The organism is Micromonospora sp. NBC_00421, assembly GCF_036017915.1.
Lineage (GTDB): Bacteria > Actinomycetota > Actinomycetes > Mycobacteriales > Micromonosporaceae > Micromonospora.
The window spans coordinates 2,194,841-2,219,213 of record NZ_CP107929.1 but is presented as its reverse complement, the minus strand read 5'-3'; the positions used below and the strand labels follow the sequence as shown (position 1 = coordinate 2,219,213).

The following is a 24,373-nucleotide window of genomic DNA, read 5'->3' as shown; positions in this document are numbered from 1 at the left end:
AGATGTCCAAACTATGTATCGGGTTTACCCATGTCAATTGGTTGGTTCGTGGGCGGATCGAACTGGATCGTTGACAGTTCGTTGGGAAAGCAAAGAAACTGACGGTACCGCCGGGACAACGCTCCAGAGGAGACGCCGATGCCGTACCGCCCGCCGAAGGTCTCGTACGAGACCTTCGAGGCCGACCCGCCCGACCTGCCGGTCCGGCAGCCGCACCACACCGGCGGCACCCCCGCCGCTCAACGGGGAACCGGTCCCCTGACGCCGTTCGCGCAGTGGTTCCCGGGTGACTGAGCCCTGCGGGTCGGCGGTCCTCCTCACGGTGCCCCGGTGCCGGGTGTGCCGCTAGGATTAGTTGAATTTCCATCCGAATAGGCTTTCCGTCGGTGCACCGGCCCACCGACGGTGTCGCCCACCGCCGCCACGGCGGCGGTGGGCGATGATGCACCGGCACGGCACCACCCACCGTCGGCCGCAGGGAGCGGGCAGATCGTGATCAGCATCCACAACGCACCGCAGCCGACCGACCTGGGCGACGTCCGGGTGGCCAACCGGGCCGTGGTCCTGCGGCACGTCCGCCTGCACGCCCCCTGTTCGCGGGCCGACATCGCCGCCACCACCGGACTCAACAAGGCCACCGTGTCCAGCCTGGTCGCCGAGCTGCTCGACCGGCGGCTGGTCCGCGAGACCGGGCTGACCGGCAACCGGGTCGGCCGGCCGGCCACCATGCTCGTCCTCGACGGCGCCCCCTACGCCGCGCTGGGTCTGCAGATCGGGGCGGACGACCTGGTGGTCGTCGCCGTGGACCCGGCCGGTAACCGGCTGCTCACCTGGCGGCGGGCGTTCCCCGCCCCCACCGCCTCCCCCGCCGAGACCGTCCGGGCGCTGGTCACGCTGGCCCGACGTGCGGTCGGCCGGGTCACCGGGCAGGGGCGTACCGTGCTCGGCCTCACCGTCGGGGTGCCCGGCCTGGTCGACACCGCCGGCGGGGTGCCGCTGGCCAGCGGCCTCGGCTGGCGGGACGTGCCGCTCGCCGCCGACCTGCGGGCCGCGCTGCGGGAGACCGGTTTCCCCGTCGCCGTCGACACCGACGCCAACCTCGCCGTCCTGGCCGAACAGCGGCACGGCGGGTACGCCGCCGCCACCGACCTGGTCCACCTCACCGGCGGTGTCTCCGTCGGCGCCGGGGTGCTCACCGGCGGTCGGCTGCTGCGCGGCAGCCGGGGACACGCCGGTGAACTCGGCCACCTCTGCCTCGACCCGGCCGGGCCACCGTGCCCGTGCGGGCGGCGCGGCTGCCTGGCCGCGGTGACCGCCCTCCCGGCCGTTGTCGCCCGGCTGCTGCCCGACACCACCGGGGACGGCCCCGTCACCGACTACCTGCCGGAGGTCGACCGGATCATCGCGTCGGCCCGGCAGGAGGACCCGTTCGTGCTGACGGGGCTCACCGAGATCGGCCGGTACCTCGGGCACGGGGCGTCGGTGCTGGCGAACCTGCTCAACCCGGAGGCGATCGTGGTGGGTGGGCACTTCGCCACCCTGGCACCCTGGCTGCTGCCGGCGGCCCGGGCGGAACTGGCCGCCCGGACCCTCGCCCCGCAGGCCGGTGGCTGCCGGCTCGACGCCTCCCGGTTGGACTCCGCCGCCACCGCGCTGGGCGGTGCGACCGCCGCGTTGGCCACCATCGAGGCCGGTCGACTTCCCGTCGGCTGATCCGGGTACCGGTCACCCCTTGACCGGTCGACGCGCAGGTGCCAACCTCGAACCGCCGCCCCGTCGTTCGGGCACCCGGGGCGGCATGTTTTCCGCAGTCGTCGAAGCGCTTCGCCGCTCCGGGCCGACGACCCCACCACCGCGCGATGCCGCACGTCACCACGGCCGTCGAAGCGCTTCGACCGCCGGTCGGCGCCTCACCGCGCGCCCACCGGAAGGTAACCGCAGATGAACGACCCCGCCGACCGCGCCACCGGTCCGTCCCCCGAGGTGTACGCCGACGACCTGCTGGCCCGGCTCACCCTGCCGGAGAAGATCGGCCTGCTGCACCAGTGGCAGGCCCCCGTGCCGCGCCTGGGCCTGCCCGGTTTCCGCACCGGCACCGAGGCGCTGCACGGGGTCGCCTGGCTCGGGCCGGCCACCGTCTTCCCGCAGGCCGTCGGCCTGGCCAGCAGCTGGAACCCCGCACTGATCCGGGCGGTCGGCGCCGCCGTCGGCGACGAGGTGCGGGTCAAACACCAGGCCGACCCGGCCGCCGTCGGGCTCAACGTGTGGGCGCCGGTGGTCAACCCGCTGCGCGACCCCCGGTGGGGCCGCAACGAGGAAGGCTGGTCGGAGGACCCGTGGCTGACCGGCCGGCTCGCCACCGCCTACGCCTGGGGGCTGCGCGGCGAGCACCCCCACCGGCTGCGCACCGCCCCGACGGTGAAGCACTTCCTCGGCTACAACAACGAGACCGACCGGGCCACCACCTCCAGCGACCTGCCACCCCGGGTGCTGCACGACTACGAACTGCCGGCGTTCCGCGCCCCCCTCGCCGCCGGCGCGGCGGTCGCCGTGATGGCCTCGTACAACCTGGTCAACGGGGTACCCGCGCACCTGAGCCCGCTGCTGGAGAGCGAACTGCGGCGGTGGACCCCCGACGCGCTGATGGTGGTCGGCGACGCCGGCGCGGTCACCAACATCGCCGGGGTGCAGCAGTACCTGCCCGACCACGTCACCGGCTTCGCCGCCGCCCTGCGCGCCGGCATCGACAACTTCACCGAGGACGACACCGACAGCGGGCAGACCGTCCGGCGGCTCACCGAGGCCCTCGACCGGGGCCTGATCGACGAGTCGCACGTGGACCGGGCGGTGCGCCGCATCCTCACCGTCCGGGTCCGCCTGGGAGACCTGGACCCACCCGGGCAGGACCCGTTCGCCGGGGTCTCCCCCGACGTCCTCGACAGCCCCGCTCACCGGGAACTGGCCCGGGAGGCCGCCCGCCAGTCGATCGTGTTGCTCCACAACGACGGGCTGCTGCCCCTGCCGGCCGCCACCGTACCCCGGGTGGCGGTGCTCGGCCCGCTCGCCGACACCGTCCACGCCGACTGGTACAGCGGCACCCTGCCCTACGCGGTCACCGTCCGGGAGGGCCTGGCCCGGCGGCTGCCGGCGGTCACCCACCACACCGGGGCCGACCGGATCGCGTTGCGCGTCGGCGACCGGTACGTCCGCTGCCCCCGCGCGTCGGAGGGTGGCCCGCTGACCGCCGACGACGGCCGCGACGGCACCTGGTTCGACGTGTTCGACTGGGGACACGACGTGGTGGCGCTCTGTGCGGTCGCCAACGGCCGGCACGTCGGCGCCGACGACGACGGGGCGCTGGCCAACGACCGGCCCGGGCCCGGCGGGTGGATCGTGCGGGAGACCTTCCGGTTCCACCACCGCCCCGACGGCACGGCCCTACTGCACCACCTCGCCACCGGCGCGTACGTGCGGGTCGACGACGACGGGCGGTTACGCGCCGACACCGCCGACCCGGACACCGCCACCGGGTTCACCGTCGAACTCGTCACCGACGGCGCGGCCGAGGCCGCCGCACTGGCCGCCGCCGCCGACGTGGCGGTCGTCGTCCTCGGCAACCACCCGATGGTCGACGGCCGGGAGACCGAGGACCGCATCGACCTGACCCTGCCGGCCGGGCAGGACCGGCTGTTGCGCGCCGTGCACGCCGCGAACCCGCGTACCGTGCTGGTGCTCACCAGCAGCTACCCGTACGCGGTCGGGTGGGCGCAGGAGCACCTGCCGGCGGTGCTGTGGTCGGCGCACGGCGGGCAGGAACACGGCACCGCCCTGGCGCAGGTGCTGCTCGGCGACGCCGACCCCGGCGGCCGGCTCACCCAGACCTGGTACGCCGACGCCGCCGACCTGCCCGACCTGCTCGACTACGACGTGATCGGCGCGGACACCACCTACCTCTACTACCGGGGTGAGCCGCTGTACCCGTTCGGTCACGGCCTCAGCTACACCCGGTTCGACTACGCCGACCTTCGGGTCAGCACGTCGACGGTGACCGTCGGCGACGAGGTCGAGGTGAGCGTCGAGGTCACCAACACCGGCGACCGGGAGGGTGAGGAGACCGTGCAGCTCTACACCCGGCAACGGCGCTCCCGGGTCAAACAGCCCCTGCGGCAGCTGCGCGACTTCGTCCGGCTCACCCTGGCCCCCGGCCAACGGCGGACGGTCACCCTGCGGCTGCGTACCACCGAACTGGCCTGGTGGGACGAGCAGCACGGTGGGCCGGTGGTGGAGGACGCCACGCACACCCTGCTGGTCGGCCGCTCCGCCCGCGACATCCGCGCGGTCGGCGCGGTGACCGTGCACGCCGGCGCCCCGACCGGGCCGTCCCGCCCGACGGTACGGGCCGGCGGTGGGTCGCGGTGAGCGGGACGTCCGGGCCTCGCCGCAAGTCCCCCGACCAGGTCACCATCGTCGACGTCGCCCGGCACGCCGGGGTGGCCGTGAGCACCGTGTCGTACGTGCTCAGCGGTAAACGGGCCATCTCCGAGGTGACCCGCACCCGGGTGTTGGCCAGCATCCGGGAGTTGGGCTACCACCCGCACGCCGGGGCGCGGGCGTTGGCCAGCCGACGGGCCAACACCATCGCCCTGGTGCTGCCGCTGCGCGCCGGCATGCAGGTGCCGGTGGTGATGCAGTTCGCCATCGCGGTGGTCACCACCGCCCGCCGGTACGACCACGACGTGCTGCTGGTCACCTCCGACGAGGGGCCGGCCGGGCTGCGCCGGATCGCCGGCAGCGCCATGGTCGACGGGATGCTGGTGATGGACGTCGAACTGGACGACTCCCGGGTGCCGCTGCTGCGGGACCTGACCCGGCCCAGCGTGCTGATCGGCGTGCCGGCCGACCCCACCGGGCTGACCTGTGTGGACCTGGACTTCCACCGCGCCGGCCAGGTGTGCGTGGAACACCTGGCCCGGCTGGGGCACCGCCGGGTGGCGCTGCTCGGTGCCCCGGCCGCCGTCTACGACCGGGGCACCGGTTTCGCCCACCGCACCCGCGCCGGGGTGGGCGCCGCCGCCGACCGGCACGGCGTCACGGTGGTCACCCAGCCCTTCGAGGAGGGGCCGGCGTCGATCCGTCAGGAGCTGGCCGCCCTGCTCGACCGGCACCCCGACCTGTCCGCGCTGGTGGTGCAGAACGAGGCGGCCGTCGGGCCGGTGCTGGCCACGCTGCCCACCGTCGGCCGGCGGGTGCCGCAGGACATGTCGGTGGTGGCGATCTGCCCCGACCAGTTCGCCGAGCAGGCCGCCCCCCGGCTCACCTCGGTGCCGGTGCCCGCCGAGGAGATCGGCCGGCAGGCCGTGGCGTTGCTGATGCGCAAGCTGCACGAGGAACCGGTGCCGGAGGTGACCCTGCTGCCGCCCCGGCTGACCATCCGGGACAGCACCGCCGCGCCCACCGTACGGTCCGGGCGGTGACCGGCCGGACCGTACGGGTGGGCGCGGCGCTCACAACGCGTCGGGTCGGCACAGGGCGGGATGTGGTTCGCCCGGCGGGGCGAACCAGGGGGTGTCCCCGGACGTGGCGGTGTCCAGGCGCAGCCGCGCCCACTCGTTGAGCTCCGGCAGGTCGTCGGGGGCGAACCAGGCCACCTCGGTGGACTCGTCGCCGTCGGCGCGGGCCTGCCCGCCGACCGGCCGGCACCGGAACCAGACGTTGAGGTACTCGCAGGCGTCGCCGTTGGGATAGACCACCGGATGGGTGGCGAGGCCGGCGATCCGGTCGACGACGACCCGCACACCGGTCTCCTCCCACACCTCCCGGACGACGGCGTCGGCGGGTTGCTCACCCGGGTCGACCACCCCGGCCGGCAACGACCAGCGGCCGTTGTCGCCGCGGCGGGCCAGCAGCACCCGGCCGGCGTCGTCGTGGACCACACCCGTCACCCCGGGCAGGAGCAGCAGGTCATGCCCGATGTGGGCGCGTAGGGTGGCGATGTACCGGGAGACGGTCACCGGCCCACGGTAGCGGCCGTGGTGCCGGCGGACCATCCTGGCGGCTCCGGCGCGCGGGGGCCCTCGCACCCGGACCTGGATCATGCTCCGGCCGGGCTGACCGCCGACGTCCCGGCACAGCCTCTAGACTTCCCCGTCGATGGACCCGCAGCCCTCCCCCACCGACCTGCGTCCCTGCGCGCACTGTGGACGTGACGTCCCGCAACGTGCCGGCGCGGGACGTCCGTTCCGCTACTGCCGGGACAACGACGGCGCCTGCCAGCGGGCGTCGCGCAACTCGCGGATGCGCCACCGCAACGCCCCGGGCCTGCCTGGTCAGGTGGCCCGCACCTGGGAGGCCGTCGACCGGCTCGACCAGGTGGTGGAGACCCTCACCGAGGCGTTGCACGCCGAGTTGTCCCCGGTCGGGGTGGAACGGCAACTCGCCCAGGTCCGCGCCGACGCCGCCACCCAGGTCGCCGAGGCGCACACCGCCCGCGACGAGGCCCGCGAGGCCGCCGAGACGGCCGCCGCCGAGACCACCCGGGCCCGGCAGGAGACCCGGGCCGCGACAGCCGCCGCCGACGCCGCGCACGCCCGCGCCGCGCAGGCCGAGGCCCTGGCCGACGCCGCACACCAGGCGGCCGCCCAGGCCGAGGCCGCCGCCGAGGCGGCCCGCCGCGACACCGCCGCCGCGCAGGCACTGCGGGTGCAGGCCGAACGGGACCGCGACGCCGCCCGCCACGAGTTGCGTACCCTGCGCGCCGAACGCGACGCGCAGCGACAACGCGCCGCGGACCTGACCGTCGAACGCGACGCCGCGCGCGCCGACGCCGCCCGGCGGCAGGCCGACGCACAGCGCGCCGACGCCGACGCCGCCGCCTCCCGGGAGGAGACCCGGCAGGCGCGTGCCGATGCGGTGGCGTCCCGTGCCGAGGCCGACGTGGCCGGGCAGCGGGCCCGGCAGGCCGAGGCCGCCGCCGAGGTGGCCCGTCGCGACACCGCCGCCGCGCGGGCCGACGCCGACGCCGCCCGGGAGGAGACCGCCGCGTCGACCGCCAGGGCCGGCGAGGACCTGGCCGCCGCCCTGGCCCGGGTGGACGCCCTGACCGCCGACCTGGCGCAGGCCCACACCGACCTGGCGCAGGCCCACCGGGCTACCGCCGCCGACCGGGCCCGGCTGACCGAACTGGACCGGCTGCTGCCGGCGGTGCAGGCCGACCGCGACGCCGCCCACCAACGGGCCGCCCAACTCGCCGACCAGGTCAGCGCCCTGGCCACCGCGCTGGCTCGGCTCGGCGGCACGGCTCAGCCCGGCTGAGCGGTACCCGACGGCGCGGGCGGGGCATCCGCCGGACTCTGCTCCGGCTGCCCCGGGCCGGCCGGCATCAGGTCCGCCGGGGCGGCCTGCACCTCGACCCGGGTGTCGTGGAACGTCGGCCCCCCACCGAGGTCGGTGTCGCGGACCCCGGTGACCGCGTTGACGGTGCTGCCGCCGGGGCTCAACCGCGCCCAGTACGCCTTGTAGGTGAACGCCAGCCCGGGGCGGGTGGCGTCGTCCACGGCGACGGTGGCCAGGAACTCCCCCCGGTCGTTGTGCACCCGCGCCGGGTCGCCGTCGGTCAGGCCCCGGGCGGCGGCGTCGACGGGATGCAGGTGGATGCGCGGCGGGCCGGTGCGACCGAGGTGCCAGGGCAGCGACGCGAACGTCGAGTTGAGGAAGAACCGGCCGGCCGGGGAGATCAACGCCAGCGGGAACCGGCGGGCCAGCGCCGCGTCACCCACCTCGACCGGCGGGGTGTAGCCGACCAGCGGGTCCACCCCCTGCCCGGCCAACCTGGGGTCGTGGAACCGGGCCCGCCCGTCCTGGCTGGGAAAACCTCCCTGCGCGTACGGGGCGGAGCCCACCGCCACCCCGGTGGCCCGCACATACGTGCGGCGGGTCAACTCGTCGTAGTCGATGCCGGTGCCGTCGAGCAGTTGCCGGGCCAGGTCCTCGTCGCTGTCGCGCAGCCGGGGATGGGTCAGGCCGAGGGCGGCGGCGATCCGACGGAAGATCTCGGTGTTGGGCAACGCCTGCCCCGGCGGGTCGAGCGCCGGCAGGTTCACGGTGGCGTAGTGGTGACCGTAGGAGGTGTGCAGGTCCAGGTGCTCGGGTTGCATCGTGGCCGGCAGCACCACGTCGGCGTAGTCGCAGGTGTCGGTCCACCGCTGCTCCAGCACCACGGTGAACAGGTCGGCGCGGGTCAGCCCCCGGCGCAGCCGGTTCTGGTCGGGCACGGTGGCGACCGGGTTGGTGTCGAAGACCACCAGCGCGGTGACCGGCGGGTCGGCCTCCCCGGTCAGTGCGGCGGCGAGCCGGCTCATGTTGATCGACCGGGCCGGTGGCGCGGGCATCCCGGCGGGCCGGGCGACACGGTCGGGGTCGATGCGGTGATGCCCGCTGGTGGTGGCCAACGCCCCGCCCCCGGGATAGCGGAAGTCACCGGTGAGCAGGGGGATCGCCGCGATGGCCCGGACCGCCTGCCCGGCGCCGGCGTGTCGTTGCAGACCGAGCCCGATGCGGATGGCGGTGGGCCGGGTGGTGGCGATCCGTTCGCCGAGCCGGCGCACCACGTCCGCGTCGAGGCCGCACTCGGCGGCGGCGCGGGTCACCGGCCACTCGTCCAGGCGGGCCTCCATCCGCTCCCAGCCGACGGTGTGCGCGGCCAGCCACGGCCGGTCGGCGCCGCCGAGGTCCCGCACGTGCCGCATCAGCCCCAGGGCCAGGGCGGCGTCGGTGCCGGGAAGCGGGGCGACGTGTTCGTCGCTGCGGGCGGCGGTGTCGGTGCGCAGCGGGTCGATGGTGACGATGTACGCGCCGCGCTGCTGGGCCTGCCGCACGAACGGCCAGTGGTGCAGGTTGGTGGAGAGCAGGTTCGCCCCCCACAGGACGATCAGTTTCGCCTCGACCACCGACTCCGGTTCGAAGCCGACCGACCCGCCGTAGAGGGACCCGAGGGCGGCCCGGGAGGCGGCGGTGCAGATGGTGGTGCGCAGCCGCGACGCCCCGAGGTGGGCGAAGAGCCGGGGCCCCATCGTCCAGCCCTGCACCAGGCCCATGGTGCCGGCGAAGTAGTACGGCAGGATCGACTCCGGACCGTGGATGTCGATGCTGGCCTGCCACCCGTCGGCGACCCGGCGTACCGCCTCGTCCCAGCTCGCCGGCCGGTACGACACCGGCCCCACCCCCTTGGGGCCGACCCGCACCAGCGGGGTGGTCAGCCGGTCGGGGCCGGTGACCGCGTCGAGGTAACGGCTCACCTTGCCGCACAACGCGCCGCGGGTGTACGGGTGTCCGGGATCGCCGCGTAGGCCCACCGGCCGCCCGTCGGTGACGGTGAGCTGCCAGACGCAGGTGTCCGGACAGTCCAGGGGGCACGCGCCGGGGTGCACGGTGGTGACCATGCCGCGGATGCTATCCGCCGCCGACACCCCCGGCGGGCCCGTCACCGCCTGCGGTTCGCCCCGGGGCGGCTACCATCGCGGTGAACACCGGTGCGACCCGGCCGGGGGACGACCCCGCCGGGGCCGGTGCGGTGGCCGGCTACCCTTGCCAGGGTCGTTCCACCCCCGGGCGGGAATGCCCCGACGGTGACCGGCCGTTACACCGGTAGACCAGCACCACGAACGAGGGGAAGTCGATCATGGGCGAGCGTATGCTGCGCGGAAGCCGTCTGGGCGCGGTCAGCTACGAATCCGACCGCAACACGGAGCTCGCGCCACGCCAGACCCGCGAGTACCTCTGCGCCAAGGGCCACCAGTTCGAGGTTCCGTTCGCCGTCGACGCCGAGGTCCCCACGACCTGGGAGTGCAAGTTCGACGGCAGCGTCGCCCGCCTCGTCGACGGCACCGAACCGGAGCAGAAGAAGGCCAAGCCGCCGCGTACCCACTGGGACATGCTGCTGGAGCGGCGCTCCATCGCCGAGTTGGAGGACATCCTCGCCGAACGGCTCCAGGAGGTCCGCACCCGCCGCGGCCGCGCCTGACGACACACCGACTTGCGCGAACGGCGCCCCCGGGAGGAGACCTCCCGGGGGCGCCGTTCGCATATGTCATCACGGCCCACCGGGGCCGCACCCGGGTGGCCCGCGCCCGCCGCAGGTCAGGGCTGGCGGGGCTCCACGATCTCACCCTCGATGGCCCGACCCCCGTCGACCACCGGCGGGGCCACCACGTCACCGTCCGCCGGCGACGCCGCCGGCTCCCCCTGCCGCACCCGCACCGTACGCGGACCGAACAGGTCACCGGCGACCATCGACGACACCCGCCGCTCGGTGGCCCGCTGCACCCCCGACCGCACCAACCGGCGCACCGGCGGCACCAGCAGCAACACCCCTACCAGCCCGCTGACCAGCCCCGGAACCGCCAGCAACAGCGCGCCGACCAACCCGACCAGACCATCGGTCACCTGCCGGCCCGGCGGCTGCCGGGACTCCACCGACGTGCGGAACCCCCGCCAGGCGCGCATCCCCTCCCGCCGCAGCAACACCAGACCCAGCAGGGACGCGGCGAACACCAGCAGCACCGCCGAACCGAACCCGACGGTCCGACCCACCCCGACGAACACCGCCAACTCCACCACCACCGCCACCAGCAGGGCCAGTGGCACGAACCTCAGGTATCGGCGCATCTCACCTCATCCGCATCAGGCGGCCGCCCGCTCACCACCGGTCGGACAATGCCCGGGGCGACAGGCCCGCCCCTCCAGCATGCCACGGGCGCCCTCACGGCCACCGGTCATGACCACGCCGCCACCGCCCCGGCCGCCGGTCCCGCAACCCCCAGGTGGTGATCCGCCACAACGCCTCCGCCACGATCAACGGGCTCATCTTGCTCGCCCCCCGCTCCCGCTCCACGAACGTGATCGGCACCTCCACGATCCGCGCCCCCGCCCGGTGCGCCAGCCGCGACAACTCCACCTGGAACGAATACCCCTGCGAACACACCGACTCCAGGCGCATCGCCCGCAACGCCGACAACCGGTACACCCGGAATCCGCCGGTGGCATCGGACACCGGCATCCCCAACGCCAACCGCGCATACAGGTTCCCGCACCGCGACAGCAGCAACCGCCGCCACGGCCAGTTCACCACCTGCGCCCCACCCACCCACCGCGACCCGATCACCACATCGGCGTCCCGGGCGGCATCCAACAGGGCGGGCAGGTCCTCCGGGGCGTGCGAACCGTCGGCGTCCATCTCCACCACCGCGTCGTAACCGCGCTGCCGCGCCCACCCGAACCCGGCCAGGTACGCCGCCCCCAACCCCTGTTTGCCGGGCCGGTGCAGCACGTGCACCTGCGCGTCGGTGGCGGCCATCGCCTCGGCCAACGCCCCCGTACCGTCGGGGCTGTCGTCGTCGGCGACCAGTACGTCCACCGTCGGCGCCGCCCGGCGCACCCGGGCCACCACGTCGCTGACGTTGTCGGCCTCGTTGTAGGTGGGGATCACCACCAGCACCCGGCCCACCCCCGGATACCCCACGGCTGCCTCACCCACCGTCTCCCCCGTTCCTGCCGGCTCACCCGACGGAGGTGACCCCCCGCCGTCGACGCAGCGCCCCCGCGGCGGCCAGGGCCGCCACCGCCAGGCCCGCCAACGCCACCTCCGGCCACCTCCCGGCCCGGGTGGCAGGGGTCCGCCCGTCGGAGAGCGTCACCTGCCGCACCGCCACCGCCCGGGTGTTGAACCCGGTGGCATCGCTTACCCGCCCGTCCGGGGTGACGAACCCGGACACCCCGACCGTCGAGGCCATCAACGCCGCGCGACCGTGCTCCACCGCCCGCAACCGCACCATCGCCAACTGCTGACGGGCCTCCGCCACGTCGAACGTGGCGTTGTTCGTCTGCACCACCAGCAACTGCGCCCCACCGTCGACGGTGTCGCGCACCAGACCGTCGTAGGCGACCTCGAAACAGATCACGTCGCCGAGCACCACCGCCCCCGCGTCGACCACCCCCGGGGTCGACCCCGCCACGAAGTCGGCGCGCACCCGGTCGACCTGCGACGACACCGCCCGGGCCAGTGACCGCAACGGCACGTACTCGGCGAACGGCACCGGATGCCGCTTGGTGTACAACTGGGTCAGGTCCGGGCCGGAACCCGGCCGCCACAGGATCCCGGCGTTGCGGACCTCACCGTCACCGGGGCCTGCCAGCACCGCACCCACCAGGATCGGCGCACCGACCGCGTCCGCGGCCTGGGAGATCCGCGCCCCGGCGGCGGCGTTGCGCAACGGATCGATGTCCGAGGAGTTCTCCGGCCACACCACCAGGTCGGGACGCGGCACGGCCCCACTGGCGACCCGCGCGGCCAACTTCACCGTCGCGTCGACGTGATTGTTGAGTACCGCCTGCCGCTGGGCGTTGAAATCCAACCCCAACCGTGGCACGTTGCCCTGCACGATCGCCACCCGCACCGACCGGCCGTCGCCGGCAGCGCCCGTGGGCACCGCCAACCCCACCCCGACCAGCACCAACAACCCCACCGCCACCCCGGCCACCGGCCGCCACACCCCGTCCGGGGTCGACCACCGCCGCCACCACCCCACCACCAGCAACCCCCCGGCCACCGCCACGACCCCGGTGACCAGCGGTGCCCCACCCAGCCACGCCCACCCCAACAGCGGGGAGGCGTCCTGACTGAACGCCAACCGCCCCCACGGGAACCCCCCGAACGGCGTACGGTCGCGCAACGCCTCCTGCCCCACCCACAACACCCCGGTCACCGGCGGCCACGTCCACCGCCACCGGTCCACCACCGGCGACAACCACGCCGACGCCGCACCCAGCAAAGCCAGATAACCGGCCTGCAACAACGACAGCAACACCCACGGCAGATATCCGGTGTGCAGATTGGTCCACGCCAACAACGGCGCGAAGAACGCCACCCCGGTCAGGAACCCCAACCCGGCGCCCGCACGCAGCCGCCGCCGATGCGCCGCCACCGCCAACCCGGCCACCCCCACCGGGGCCAACGGCCACCACCCGTACGGCGGGAACGCCAACAGCAGCGCCACCCCGGCGGCCACCGCCACCGGCACCGCCACCGGCAACGGCACCGCCGCACTGGTCGGCCGTACCACCAGCGGGGTACGCGTCTCATCCCGGTCGAGCGTCGTCACCGGCACCTCACCACGATCACGGGCCGAAGGCTACCCGCCCCACCCCGCCACCCCGAGCCCACCGACCAGGACAGGGGAAAAGCCACCACGATGACCGGGCACCCCGGAACCGGCCCCAGACCACGGACACGAAATCGGGGCGCGGCCTAAGCCGCGCCCCGATGCTCCCAGGCCCTTCCCAGCCGGTGGGGCGAGAACGAGCGACGCCGACCTTCGGACCGACCAGACGGTGGACTGGCTGCCCCCGCCGGGCCGTTGTCTACTGGCCGTGCCCCTCACCCTGCCCGTACACCGGTAACCGCGACCGGTTCGCGCCGCCCCGCCGACCCCCGCCCGCTGGACCTGGCCGCCGCGACGAGATGCACCAACAATGTCGCTCGGCCAGCGGACGAAGGGACGAAGCGAACAACAGCCGCTTCCCGTAGTAGGACTCAAAGACGGTACGGCCTGCACCCCCGCCGCTGTCAACCCACCCCCGGCCAGTCGCACCCACCGACCCGGCGTGTCGCGTCGGCGCGTCTCAATCCCCACCCAGATGCCGACGCAGTAACGCCCCCGCCGCCACCGGATACTCCCCGGCGAGCAACCCCCCGGCAGCCAGCACATAATCCACATCCACCACCGGCCGCGCCGCCCGCGGCACCGGCCACCCCCCGGCATGATCGGTGAGCACCTGCGCCAACACCCCCACCGCCGCACCCGCCCCGGCGTGACGCAGCACACCACCCGAACCCACCAGCAGCCGCACGTCCCGCAGATCCCGACCGGCCCGCTCCCCGACCGCCCCACGGGCATGCCGACGCAACGCCACAGTCGCCGCCAACGCCGCGATCCGCCCCTCCACCGCCCGATCCTCGTCGTCGACCGGCAGGAACCCCGGATCGGCCGCCCGCACCGCCGCCGCCGACGCCAACACCTCCTGCCCGGCGGCGTCGAGCAGCCGCTCCTCCACCGCCGCCCGCACCACCCCCGGCGCACTCCACCGCATCCCCAGATCCCCCTCCACGGTGCGGGCCCGCCACCACGCCCCCGCCACCTCCCGACCCGGACCATCAGCCCGCTCGTCCGGCGTCAACACCGAATACACATCCGTCGTCGCCCCACCCACATCCACCACCGCCAGATCACCACCCACCACGTCGGCGAGAACCTCCACCCCCGTCAACACCGCATCCGGGGTCGCCGCCCGTACCAACCGGGCGAACCGGCCCCCCCGCGACAACCGCTTACCACCTATGACATGCCGCAGGAACACCTCCCGGATCGCCGCCCGCGCCGACGCCGGCGCCAACACCCCGATCCGGGGCAGCACATTGTCCGCCACCGTCACCGGCACCCCCGCCGCCGCCAACACCTCCCGCAACCCGTCGCGCACCTCGACGTTGCCTGCCAACACCACAGGCACCCGCCACCGGGCCCGCGCCAACCGCGTCGCGTTGTGGGTCACCGTGTCGGCGTCCCCACCATCGGTGCCCCCGACCAACAGCACCACATCCGGCCGGGCCGCCCGTACCGCCGCCAACTCCGCCGCCCCCAACCGGCCCGCCGCCACGTGCACCACGTCCGCCCCCGCCGACAACCCCACCCGCCGGCCCGCCTGCGCGGTCACCAACGGCTCGTAACCCACCACCGCCAGCCGCAACCCACCCCCCGCCGACGAACACACCAACCACGGCAGGTCCCCGCCCACCGCCCCGGCTTGCGCCACCGCCGCGGCGACCGCCGCATCCAGACCGTGCAGCACATCCGTGGTCACCGTCGTCGGCACCGACGCCGCCCCCACCAACCGCCCCACGTCCAGGTCCACCACCGCCGCCTTCGTCCAGGTCGACCCGACGTCGGCGCAGACCACCCGGCTCACGCCGCCGCCGGCACGACCACGGTGCCCGTCGCGGTGACCGCCACGACCGGCTCCGCCAACACCTCCGCCGCCGACCCACCCCGCTCCGGCCGCCCCCGACACACCACCCGCGCCACGAAATCAATCGTCCTGCTCCGGGTGCCCACCCGCACCACCGTCGCCGTCACCTCCACCACGTCACCCGCCCGCACCGCCGCCAGGAACTGCACATCCGCATACGACGCGAACAACCCCTCGTCACCATCGGTACGGATACACACCTCCGTCGCCACATCCCCGAACAACCCCAACGCGTACGCCCCGTCCACCAGGTTCCCCGCGTAATGCGCATGCGCGTACGGCACATACCGCCGATGCGTGACCGTCAATCCCACCCGGGAATCACTCATACCCTCGCCTTCCTGTCCGTCACCAACGCATGCACCAGATACGACGCCACCTCACCCGGCGTGGTGCCCCGACCGAAGATGCGGTCCACCCCCAGCTCGGCGGTCATCGTCTCGTCGAACCGCGGCCCACCCACGATCAACAACGGCCGCTTCCCCGCCGGCAACGCCTCCCGGAACGCCGCCGACATCTCCCGCGTATTGTGCAGATGCGCATCACGCTGCGTCACCACCTGCGACACCAGCACCGCATCCGCCCGCTCCCGCCGGGCCGCCTCCACCAGCTCCGGCACACTCACCTGCGCACCCAGATTGGTCACCTTCAACTCCCGGTAGTACTCCAGGCCCTTCTCCCCCGCGATGCCCTTCACATTCAGGATCGCGTCGATACCCACCGTGTGCGCATCCGTCCCGATACACGCCCCCACCACCGACAACTTCCGCCGCAACCGCTGCTTCACCGCCGCATTGACCTCCCTGGCACCCAGCAGCGGAAAATCCCGCTCCACCACCTGCACGGCACCCAGGTCCACCAGATGATTCACCCGCCCGTACACCACGAAGAACGTGAAACCGTCACTCATCGGCTTCGCATGCACCAACATCGCCGGATCGATACCCATCCGGTTGGCCAACTGCACCGCCGCACCCTCGGCCCGCTTGTCGTGCGGCACCGGCAACGTGAACGACACCTGCACCATCCCGTCCCCGGTGGTGTCACCGTACGGCCGCACGACCCGCTTCCCGGCGTCACCACCGGACTCCACGACGCCCATGCCGTGCTGACCGGGCATGCTCTCGCGGCCCTCACTCCGCTCGGTGCGCTCGCTCATGCCGGCTGCTCCAGGATCTCCGTCGCCGGGTTGAAGTAGCCCGCCTCATGCCGCGCCACCCCCGCCAGACCCTTACCCCGATCCGCCGGCCGCTTCATGATCCCGAACGTGCCCTCCGCGATCGCCGTCAACAACGACTGCTCACCGATCCGCTCCAACAACTCCACCGCCTCACCCAGCACCCGGTTCGCCCGCTGCTGGATGAACCCACCCGGTGCCGGCACGAAATCCTCGTGCAACCCACCCGCCGCACCCAACACGTACCGCACGTTCTGCAGGGCGATGTCCCGATCTGACAACCACGGCGTCACCACCGCCTCCGTCATCATCCCCACCAACAGAATCCCCTGCCCCGTCATCGCCCCCACCAGATTGAAGAACCCATCCAGCAGATTCCCCCGGAACACATCCCCCGTCATGTGCTTCGTCGGCGGCATCCACTTCAACGGCGCATCCGGAAACAACTCCCGCGCCAACAACGCATGCGCCAACTCCAACCGGAACGACTCCGGCACCTCCGGATTGATCTCGAACGCGTGCCCCAACCCCAGCTGCCAGTCCGCCAACCCCGCCTCATGCGCGAAGAACTCGTTGAGCAACTGCGACACCGTCACGGTGTGCGCCTCGTCCACCGCATCCGCCGTGGTCAGATAGTTGTCCTCACCGGTGTTGATGATGATCCCCGCCCGCGCGTGCACCTGCCGCGAAAACCGCTGATCCACAAACGTGCGGATCGGATTGATGTCCCGGAACAAAATCCCGTACATCGAATCGTTGAGCATCATGTCCAGCCGCTCCAGGCCCGCCAGCGTCGCCATCTCCGGCATACACAACCCCGACGCGTAATTCGTCAACCGCACATACCGGCCCAACTCCCGCGACGTCTCATCCAACGCCGCCCGCATCAACCGGAAATTCTCCTGCGTCGCATACGTGCCCGCGAACCCCTCACGGGTCGCCCCCTCCGGCACATAATCCAACAACGACTGCCCCGTCGACCGGATCACCGCGATCACATCCGCACCCGCCCGCGCCGCCGCCTGCGCCTGCGGAATGTCCTCATAGATGTCACCCGTGGCCACAATCAGATAGATCCACGGCCGCTGCCGCGGATCCCCGTACCGCCGCACCAACCGGTCCCGCTCCGCGCGACGCCGATCCACCTGCCGAATCCCCGCCCCCACCGCCCTGCGCGCCGCCCGCCGCGCCACCGTCACCGCAGGACCCGACGGCACCTCGAACCGCACCGACCCGGCCGCCGCCTTCTGCGCCAGCAACGTCACATCCGGCACACCCTCCCGCGCGAGCGCGTCGAACACCGGCAACGCCACCCCGTGCCCCAGACCCACATCCGCCACCACCGCATCCACCAACCGGTTCACCCACGGAATCCCATCCGGATCCGCACCCGACACCCCGGCCAACCGCAACACCGCCCGCTCCACCGACACCGTGGTGTGGCTACGCGCCAGCTCCACCACCGGCCGGCCCGCCCGACGCGCCAAATCCCGCGCCCGCGCCACCAACACCGGATCCAGGTCAAGCTTCCCCGTCACGACAACACCTCGCTCCGCCCGGCGACGCCGCGACAGCGCCACCCCGTGCCGATGATCCCCTCGCTCACGAAACGCCTTCCTCGTAGATGACCTCACCGCGCAACACCGTCGCCCGGCACACCGGCAGCGGCGTCGGATCCGCCGGGCCCCGCACCTCCGGATCCTCGGCCTGCAACACCGGCAGACCCCGCTCCACCCCCACGGGGGTGTCCCACACCGCGAACGTCGCCGGCGCACCCTTGGCGATCAAACCCTCGTTGTCCAGGTGCACCGCCCGCCACCCACCCCGGGTGTGCGCCGCGAACGCCGCCCGCACACTCATCCGCTGCGCCGCACTGTGATGCGCCGCCGCCGCCCGCACCGAACCCCACGGGTCCAACGGCGTCACCGGCGAATCCGACCCGAACGCCAACGCCACCCCCACACCGTGCATCGCCCCCATCGGATTCGACTCCAGCGACCGGGCCAGACCCAGCCGCGACTCGTACATCCGACCCGCACCACCCCACAACCGGTCGAACGCCGGCTGCATGCTCGCCACCACCCCGTACTCCACGAAACCCGCGATCAACCGCTTACTCATGATCTCCGCGTGCTCCACCCGGTGCCGGGCCGCCCGCACCCGATCCGTGCCCAACACGGCCGCCGCCGCCGCGAACCCCTCCAACACCGTCGAGATCGCCGCGTCACCGATCGCATGGAACCCACCCTGCATCCTGTGCGCCGCACAATCCACCAGATGGTCACGCACCTGGTCCGCACTCAGATAACCGTGCCCGCAACCCTCACCGTCGAGGTAATCCCGCGACACGTGCGCCGTCCGCGACCCCAACGCCCCGTCCGCGAACAGATCACCACCCGCACCCACCGCACCCAACTCCCGGGCCCGCGCCGCCCCCGACAACTCACCCCAATAGCCGTACACCTCCGGCAACCCCGCACCCGACAACGCCAACAACCCGGTGAAGTCCTCCTCGTCGGAAATCTGCGGACCACCACACTCGTGCACCGCCGCGATCCCCAACGACGCCGCATGCGCCAACGCCACCCGCTGCGCCGCCACCCGCTGCGCCCGACCCACCGAACCCTGCGCCGCCGCCCGCACCACATGGTGCGCGTCCCGCCGCAACCACCCCGACACGTCGAAACCCGGCACCCCCGCCGCCTCCGGACACGCCGCCAGCAACGCCTGCGACACCAACGCCGAATGGATCGACGCCTGCGACAGGTACACCCGCCGGCCACCCGCCGCCCGGTCCAACTCCACCGCCCCCGGCAACCGCGGATCCACCCACGCCGACTCGTCCCAACCGTGTCCCAACACCACCGCGTCACCCGGCAGACCGGCCGCGAACGCCGACACCGCCCCCAGCAACTCCCCCGCCGACCGCACCGACGACAGATCCAGGCCCGACAACACCAACCCGGTGTCCGTGGCATGCACGTGCGCGTCCACGAACGCCGGCGTCACCAACGCCCCGTCCAACTCCACCACCCGATCGGCAGCCGGCGCATCCGCGTCCACACCCAACCAAGCGATCCGCCCGTCCCGCACCAACAGCGCCGTCGCGCTCGGCTCCGCCGGACAGTGCAGCACTCCACAGCGGTACAACGTCGAGGGGTTCGTCATGGCACTCAGTCTGCCGCCAACCGGGACTCGAAGAGACCACGTACCCCCGGCTCCGACCGCACCAACCCCAACGCCAACTCCGCGTGCCCCGGCACGAAGCCGTTGCCCACCAGCATCGTCACATCCGCCGCCAGGCCCTCCGCACCCAACGCCGCCGCCGCGAAACTCGTCGCCATCGAGAAGAAGATCACCGTGCCACCGTCCGCCGTGGCCAACACCGCACCATGCTCACACCCCGGCACGTCCACGCAGACCACCGTCACATCCGCCGGCCCACCCAACGCCGTCGTCACCGCCGACGACAACGTCACCGGATCCCGGGCATCGGCCAACGCCACCACCGACGCCACCCCGGCCCCCATCAACGCGTCCCGCTCCGCCGCCACCGGCACCACCCCGACGGTACGACCAGCACCCGCCCGCCGCGCCGCCACCAACGACAACGACCCGCTCTTACCGGCCCCACCGATCACCGCCACCGTCACCGTCGACGGGTCACCGGCCCGCTCCCGCCGCGCCACCACGTCACCGACCACCCGCGCCGTCAACGCCGGTGCCCCGCACACGTCCAGCACCGCCAACGCCAACTCGGGATGCAGATCCGCCGGCAGCACCGCCGCGATGGACCGGGCGAACAGGATCGCGTACCCGTCACACGGCACCTGCTCGCTGCGCCCGTCCCAACGGGCCAACCCGTCGAGGATTGTCAACGGCGTCAACGTCAACGACACGAGCGTCGCCACCCGGTCACCCACGGTCAACCCCAGCGGCGACCGGCGGCCGGCCTCCTCCACGGTGCCGATCAACATCCCACCCGACCCGGTCACCGGATTCTGCATCTTGCCCCGGGCCGACACGATCTCCAGCACCTCGGCGCGGACCTTCTCCCCGTCCCCGCCGTGCTTCTGCGCCAACTGCCGGAAACTCGCCGCGTCGAGATTCAGCCGCTCCACCCGGATCCGCACCTCGTTCACGGCGATCCGGGGGTCGGCGTCCAACCGCCAAGCCGCCTGCGGCAGCACCCCCGCCGGTTCCACGACACGGTGCAGGCCTACCGGTGACGTCACACCAACCTCCCCTCTCCACCGCGCGAAGCCCCGGCCAGGACTCGCATCGCGGGAAAACTTACGGCAGACTAATTTCTCCGCCGGATATTTTCCAGTAGCCTTCGGAACTACCGATCATCACACCAGCACGCCGGTCACCCCGGCCAGGCGCCACGAGGAGGGGCCGTGACCCAGACCCAACCGATGGAGACCATCCCTGGGCCCCGCCCCGCCCCGGTCGCCGTACCGACCGCAGGGCAGCCCTACGAATACCGCCGCAGCCCCCTGGTCGAACCCGACTGGACCCGCTTCCCCGGCTGGCGTCACGTCACCCGCGAGCAGTGGGAGAGCGCCCAGTGGCAACGCGTCAACTGCGTCAAGAACATCAAGCAGCTACGCGCCGTCCTCGGCGACACCGTCGACGAGACCTTCTACACCGACCTGGCCGCCGACCAGCAGGCCCTGGCCACCATGTCGATGCTGGTGCCACCCCAGATGATCAACACGATGGTGCCGTTCGCCCCGATGACCACCGACGCGTTCCGCGCCGACCCCATCCGGCGCTACATGATCCCCGTCGCCGCCGACCGGCGCACCGACTGGCCGTCACACCCCTACGCCAGCCGAGACTCGCTCCACGAACACGACATGTGGGTCGCCGAGGGCCTCACCCACCGCTACCCCACCAAGGTCCTCGCCGAACTGCTCTCCACCTGCCCCCAGTACTGCGGGCACTGCACCCGGATGGACCTGGTCGGCAACTCCACCCCCGCCGTCGACAAACTCAAGCTCACCCTCAAGCCCGTCGACCGCTACGACGCCCACATCGGCTACCTCAAGGCCCACCCCGGCGTCCGCGACGTGGTCGTCTCCGGCGGTGACGTGGCCAACGTCCCCTGGCGCAACCTTGAGTCGTACCTCATGCGGCTGCTCGAACTGGAAACCGTCCGCGACATCCGGCTCGCCACCAAGGCCCTGATGGGCCTGCCCCAGCACTGGCTCCAGAACGACGTCGTCGAGGGCCTGGAACGGGTCGCCCGCACCGCCGCCCGACGCGGCGTCAACCTGGCCATCCACACCCACGTCAACCACGCCCAGTCGATCACCCCGCTGGTCGCCAGGGCCACCCAGACCGCCCTCGACGTGGGCGTCCGTGACGTCCGCAACCAGGGTGTACTCATGCGCGGCGTCAACGCCACCGCCCCCGACCTGCTCGACCTCTGCTTCGCCCTGCAGGGCGAAGCCGGCATCCTGCCCTACTACTTCTACATGTGCGACATGATCCCCAACGCCGAACACTGGCGGGTCCCGGTCTGGCACGCCCAGCAGCTCCAGCACGACATCATGGGCTACCTGCCCGGCTACGCCACCCCCCGGATCGTCTGCGACGTCCCCTTCGTCGGCAAACGCTGGGTGCACATGCTCACCGAGTACGACCGCGAACGCGGCATCTCCTACTGGACCAAGAACTACCGCACCTCCATCGAGTCGGCCGACCTGGAGGTGCTCGACAAGCGCTACGCCTACTACGACCCGATCGACACGCTGCCCGACGCCGGCCAGCGGTGGTGGGCCGCGCACCGCGACGACTGAAACACCTCGTGCGCCGCCCCCGCGACCCGACCGGTCCGGGGGCGGCGCACGGGGTCACGCCCCGCGCGGGGCGTACATGATCACCGCGACGCCGAGCAGACAGATCGCCGCACCCGTCAGGTCCCACCGGTCCGGCCGGAAGCCGTCCACCAGCACCCCCCAGGTCAGCGAGCCCGCCACGAAGACCCCGCCGTACGCGGCGAGGATCCGGCCGAAGTTGGCGTCCGGCTGGAACGTCGCCACGAAGCCGTACACGCCGAGCGCGACCACCCCGCCGGCGATCCACCACAACCCCCGGTGCTCCCGCCAGCCCTGCCAGATCAGCCACGCCCCGCCGATCTCGGCGAGCGCGGCCAGGACGAACAACACCAGGGAGCGGGCGACCAGCATGACCGCACGCTAACGCGGGTGGTCCCCTGAGCTTCCAGGGGGCCACCCGTCGCACGGAGCGCTCAGCGCAGCGCGTCCTTGACGTCCTGTCCGGCGTCCTTGACGTCCTGTCCGGCGTCCTTGACGTGCTCGTTTGCCTGCTTGGCCCGGGCCCTGCTCCGCTCGGTGGCGCCCTCGGTCCGCATCCGCTCGTCGTTGGCGACGTCGCCGATCCGCTCCTTGGCCGCGCCGGTCAACTCCTGGGCCTTGTTCTTCGCCTTGTCGGTGAAGCTCATGTCGCCTCCTGTCGCTCAGGCGGTCACGGGGGCAGCGTGCCCCGCTCATCGGTGGCGTCCCCGATCGGCTCGACATGAAACGAACAGCGCCGTAGGCGCCGGGGGTGGGGGTGCGCCTTGGCGCACCATCCGTAGGGCGTCCTAGGACGGTTGGGTATCCCGCATGATCAGGGTGGTAGGGCGCACAGTCCTCTGGTCGTCCTAGGACAACAGGTGGCGGGTCGGTCCTGGCGAGGGCTGGTTGACTGGGGGGATGAGCGAGATCATCCTGGTCCGACACGGCGAGACCAGCTGGAGCGCCAGCCGCCGGCACACCTCGTACACCGATCTGGAGCTGACCGCGGACGGTGAGCGGCAGGCACGGGCGCTGGCCGGTGTGCTCACCGGCCAGCGCTTCGCCCGGGTGCTCGCCAGCCCCCGCCGGCGGGCCCGGCACACCGCCCAGCTCGCCGGCCTCACCGTCGACGAGGTCGACGACGACCTGGCCGAGTGGAACTACGGCGAGTACGAGGGACGCACCACCGCGGAGATTCAGCAGGAACGCCCGGACTGGACCATCTGGACCGACGGTTGCCCCGGCGGAGAGTCCCCCGCGCAGCTCGGCGTACGGGTCGACCGACTACTCGCCCGGGTCGTCCCGCTGCTGGAGCTCGGCAGCGTGGCGTTCGTCGGCCACGCGCACACCCTGCGGGTGGTCGGCGCCCGCTGGATCGGTCTGCCGGTGTCCGGCGGCGGGAAGCTACGGCTGGACACCGCCACCGTATCCGTCCTCGGCCACGAGCACGGTCGACAGGTGATCCTGCGCTGGAACGGCGGCTGAGCCGGTGAGCCGGCGGTCTGCCGGCACGACCGCGACCGGAGAGGCCGCCGTGCCGGCACGACGGGCTCAGCCGTTGTCGCGGGACCGCCGTGGCATTGCCGCCAGCGGGATCTTCGGCGGTCGTGACTCGTACGGGGTGGACAGCACCACAGTCGTGCGGGTGGTGACGTTCGCCGCGGTACGGATCTCCTGGAGCACCCGTTCCAGGTCGGCCGGACCGGCCACCCGCACCAGGAGCAGGTAGAAGTCCTCCCCCGCCACCGAATAACAGGAGTCGATCTCGGGCAGGTGGGCCAGCCGCTCCGGCGCGTCGTCCGGCTGGGACGGGTCGAACGGTCGGATCGCCACGAACGCGGTCAGCGGCAGATCCAGCGCCTCGAAGGAGACCCTGGCGGTGTACCCGTTGATCACGCCGCGCTGTTCCAGCCGGCGGACCCGCTGGTGCACGGCCGAGACCGACAGGCTGACCTTCTCTGCCAGGTCCGTGTACGACAGGCGGCCGTCGGCGGTCAGCGCGGCGACGATGGCGCGGTCGATCTCCTCCACGCGTGCAACCTACCCGGTGGCGCACTCCCCTGGCGACGGTGTCCCGCCCGGTGTGACGCTCAGCGGGCCGCCCGGTCGCGCACCGCGTCGGCCGCGAAGTTCAACACCTCCGCCAGATCCTCCTCGTCGAGGAAGGGCAGATCGGTGAGGATGTCCGTCACCGACATCCCCTCCGCCATCATCGCCAGCAGGGTCGCCACCGGGATCCGGGACTGCCGCACGCAGGGTGCGCCGCCCATCACCTCGGGGTCGACGGTGATCCGGGGGAAGGTCACCGGCACAG

The 24,373-nt window shown here is 72.8% G+C and carries 23 protein-coding genes; 8 read left to right on the top strand and 15 right to left on the bottom strand.

Features of this window, described 5'->3' with window-relative positions:
* Positions 1-138: 138 nt before the first annotated feature.
* From OHQ87_RS09565 to OHQ87_RS09550, 4 genes are all read left to right on the top strand, one after another.
* On the top strand, positions 139-294 hold the full coding sequence (locus OHQ87_RS09565) for a hypothetical protein (protein WP_328346995.1): 156 nt from the start codon (positions 139-141) through the stop codon (positions 292-294).
* Between the two features lie 198 nt (positions 295-492).
* Positions 493-1,713, top strand: a complete 1,221-nt coding sequence (locus tag OHQ87_RS09560; RefSeq protein WP_328346993.1) for an ROK family transcriptional regulator — start codon at positions 493-495, stop codon at positions 1,711-1,713.
* Positions 1,714-1,941: 228 nt separating this feature from the next.
* Complete coding sequence (locus tag OHQ87_RS09555; protein ID WP_328346991.1) at positions 1,942-4,419, top strand: beta-glucosidase family protein; 2,478 nt, start codon at positions 1,942-1,944, stop codon at positions 4,417-4,419.
* Positions 4,416-5,474 (top strand): LacI family DNA-binding transcriptional regulator, encoded by a 1,059-nt coding sequence (locus OHQ87_RS09550; RefSeq protein ID WP_328346989.1) that lies wholly within the window; start codon positions 4,416-4,418, stop codon positions 5,472-5,474. The genes OHQ87_RS09555 and OHQ87_RS09550 overlap by 4 nt, the downstream gene beginning before the upstream one ends.
* A gap of 30 nt (positions 5,475-5,504) precedes the next feature.
* On the opposite strand, the gene OHQ87_RS09545 is transcribed toward OHQ87_RS09550, so the two are convergent.
* On the bottom strand, positions 5,505-6,011 hold the full coding sequence (locus OHQ87_RS09545) for an NUDIX hydrolase (RefSeq protein WP_328346987.1): 507 nt from the start codon (positions 6,009-6,011) through the stop codon (positions 5,505-5,507).
* A 139-nt stretch (positions 6,012-6,150) separates the two neighbouring features.
* On the opposite strand from OHQ87_RS09545, the gene OHQ87_RS09540 reads away from it, so the two are divergent.
* Positions 6,151-7,311: a hypothetical protein gene (locus OHQ87_RS09540; RefSeq protein WP_328346985.1), complete on the top strand. Its 1,161-nt coding sequence runs from the start codon at positions 6,151-6,153 to the stop codon at positions 7,309-7,311.
* Here the strand turns inward: OHQ87_RS09540 and OHQ87_RS09535 are convergent.
* Positions 7,299-9,437, bottom strand: a complete 2,139-nt coding sequence (locus OHQ87_RS09535; protein ID WP_328346983.1) for a molybdopterin-containing oxidoreductase family protein — start codon at positions 9,435-9,437, stop codon at positions 7,299-7,301. The two genes, OHQ87_RS09540 and OHQ87_RS09535, sit on opposite strands and share 13 nt — an antisense overlap.
* Before the next feature lie 239 nt (positions 9,438-9,676).
* On the opposite strand from OHQ87_RS09535, the gene OHQ87_RS09530 reads away from it, so the two are divergent.
* Positions 9,677-10,018: an RNA polymerase-binding protein RbpA gene (locus tag OHQ87_RS09530; RefSeq protein ID WP_007070998.1), complete on the top strand. Its 342-nt coding sequence runs from the start codon at positions 9,677-9,679 to the stop codon at positions 10,016-10,018.
* Positions 10,019-10,134: 116 nt separating this feature from the next.
* Here OHQ87_RS09530 and OHQ87_RS09525 read toward each other — a convergent pair whose 3' ends face one another.
* From OHQ87_RS09525 to OHQ87_RS09485, 9 genes are all read right to left on the bottom strand, one after another.
* Positions 10,135-10,662, bottom strand: coding sequence for an FxsA family protein (locus OHQ87_RS09525; RefSeq protein WP_328346981.1), 528 nt, complete (start codon positions 10,660-10,662; stop codon positions 10,135-10,137).
* 94 nt (positions 10,663-10,756) lie between these two features.
* Positions 10,757-11,530, bottom strand: a complete 774-nt coding sequence (locus OHQ87_RS09520; RefSeq protein WP_328346979.1) for a polyprenol monophosphomannose synthase — start codon at positions 11,528-11,530, stop codon at positions 10,757-10,759.
* 22 nt (positions 11,531-11,552) lie between these two features.
* The gene (gene lnt / locus OHQ87_RS09515) at positions 11,553-13,154 is read right to left on the bottom strand and encodes an apolipoprotein N-acyltransferase (protein WP_442930726.1); all 1,602 of its coding nucleotides are present in this window, start codon (positions 13,152-13,154) and stop codon (positions 11,553-11,555) included.
* Between the two features lie 520 nt (positions 13,155-13,674).
* On the bottom strand, positions 13,675-15,015 hold the full coding sequence (locus OHQ87_RS09510) for a glutamate mutase L (RefSeq protein ID WP_328346977.1): 1,341 nt from the start codon (positions 15,013-15,015) through the stop codon (positions 13,675-13,677).
* On the bottom strand, positions 15,012-15,404 hold the full coding sequence (locus tag OHQ87_RS09505) for a hotdog domain-containing protein (RefSeq protein WP_328346975.1): 393 nt from the start codon (positions 15,402-15,404) through the stop codon (positions 15,012-15,014). The genes OHQ87_RS09510 and OHQ87_RS09505 overlap by 4 nt, the downstream gene beginning before the upstream one ends.
* Positions 15,401-16,177 carry an OAM dimerization domain-containing protein gene (locus tag OHQ87_RS09500; protein WP_328348789.1) on the bottom strand — a complete coding sequence of 259 codons (777 nt, stop codon included), beginning with the start codon at positions 16,175-16,177 and terminating at the stop codon, positions 15,401-15,403. Before OHQ87_RS09500 ends, OHQ87_RS09505 begins: the two co-directional genes overlap by 4 nt.
* 53 nt (positions 16,178-16,230) lie before the next feature.
* Entirely contained in the window at positions 16,231-17,790 is a 1,560-nt protein-coding gene (locus OHQ87_RS09495) for a lysine 5,6-aminomutase subunit alpha (RefSeq protein ID WP_328348787.1), read from the bottom strand.
* 64 nt (positions 17,791-17,854) lie between these two features.
* Positions 17,855-19,420: an amidohydrolase gene (locus OHQ87_RS09490; protein WP_328346973.1), complete on the bottom strand. Its 1,566-nt coding sequence runs from the start codon at positions 19,418-19,420 to the stop codon at positions 17,855-17,857.
* A gap of 5 nt (positions 19,421-19,425) precedes the next feature.
* Positions 19,426-20,487 carry a zinc-binding alcohol dehydrogenase gene (locus OHQ87_RS09485; RefSeq protein WP_328346971.1) on the bottom strand — a complete coding sequence of 354 codons (1,062 nt, stop codon included), beginning with the start codon at positions 20,485-20,487 and terminating at the stop codon, positions 19,426-19,428.
* 165 nt (positions 20,488-20,652) lie between these two features.
* Between OHQ87_RS09485 and OHQ87_RS09480 the strand changes: the two genes are divergently transcribed.
* The gene (locus OHQ87_RS09480) at positions 20,653-22,059 is read left to right on the top strand and encodes a KamA family radical SAM protein (RefSeq protein WP_328346969.1); all 1,407 of its coding nucleotides are present in this window, start codon (positions 20,653-20,655) and stop codon (positions 22,057-22,059) included.
* A gap of 54 nt (positions 22,060-22,113) precedes the next feature.
* Here the strand turns inward: OHQ87_RS09480 and OHQ87_RS09475 are convergent, their stop codons facing one another.
* Together OHQ87_RS09475 and OHQ87_RS09470 are read right to left on the bottom strand one after the other, a co-directional pair.
* On the bottom strand, positions 22,114-22,449 hold the full coding sequence (locus tag OHQ87_RS09475) for a YnfA family protein (RefSeq protein ID WP_328346967.1): 336 nt from the start codon (positions 22,447-22,449) through the stop codon (positions 22,114-22,116).
* A gap of 62 nt (positions 22,450-22,511) precedes the next feature.
* Complete coding sequence (locus OHQ87_RS09470; protein WP_328346965.1) at positions 22,512-22,724, bottom strand: CsbD family protein; 213 nt, start codon at positions 22,722-22,724, stop codon at positions 22,512-22,514.
* 253 nt (positions 22,725-22,977) lie between these two features.
* Between OHQ87_RS09470 and OHQ87_RS09465 the strand changes: the two genes are divergently transcribed.
* Positions 22,978-23,544 carry a histidine phosphatase family protein gene (locus OHQ87_RS09465; protein ID WP_328346963.1) on the top strand — a complete coding sequence of 189 codons (567 nt, stop codon included), beginning with the start codon at positions 22,978-22,980 and terminating at the stop codon, positions 23,542-23,544.
* Between the two features lie 66 nt (positions 23,545-23,610).
* Here OHQ87_RS09465 and OHQ87_RS09460 read toward each other — a convergent pair whose 3' ends face one another.
* Positions 23,611-24,090 carry an Lrp/AsnC family transcriptional regulator gene (locus OHQ87_RS09460; RefSeq protein ID WP_328346961.1) on the bottom strand — a complete coding sequence of 160 codons (480 nt, stop codon included), beginning with the start codon at positions 24,088-24,090 and terminating at the stop codon, positions 23,611-23,613.
* Between the two features lie 59 nt (positions 24,091-24,149).
* The gene (locus tag OHQ87_RS09455) at positions 24,150-24,365 is read right to left on the bottom strand and encodes a DUF433 domain-containing protein (RefSeq protein ID WP_328346959.1); all 216 of its coding nucleotides are present in this window, start codon (positions 24,363-24,365) and stop codon (positions 24,150-24,152) included.
* Between the last annotated feature and the right edge of the window lie 8 nt (positions 24,366-24,373).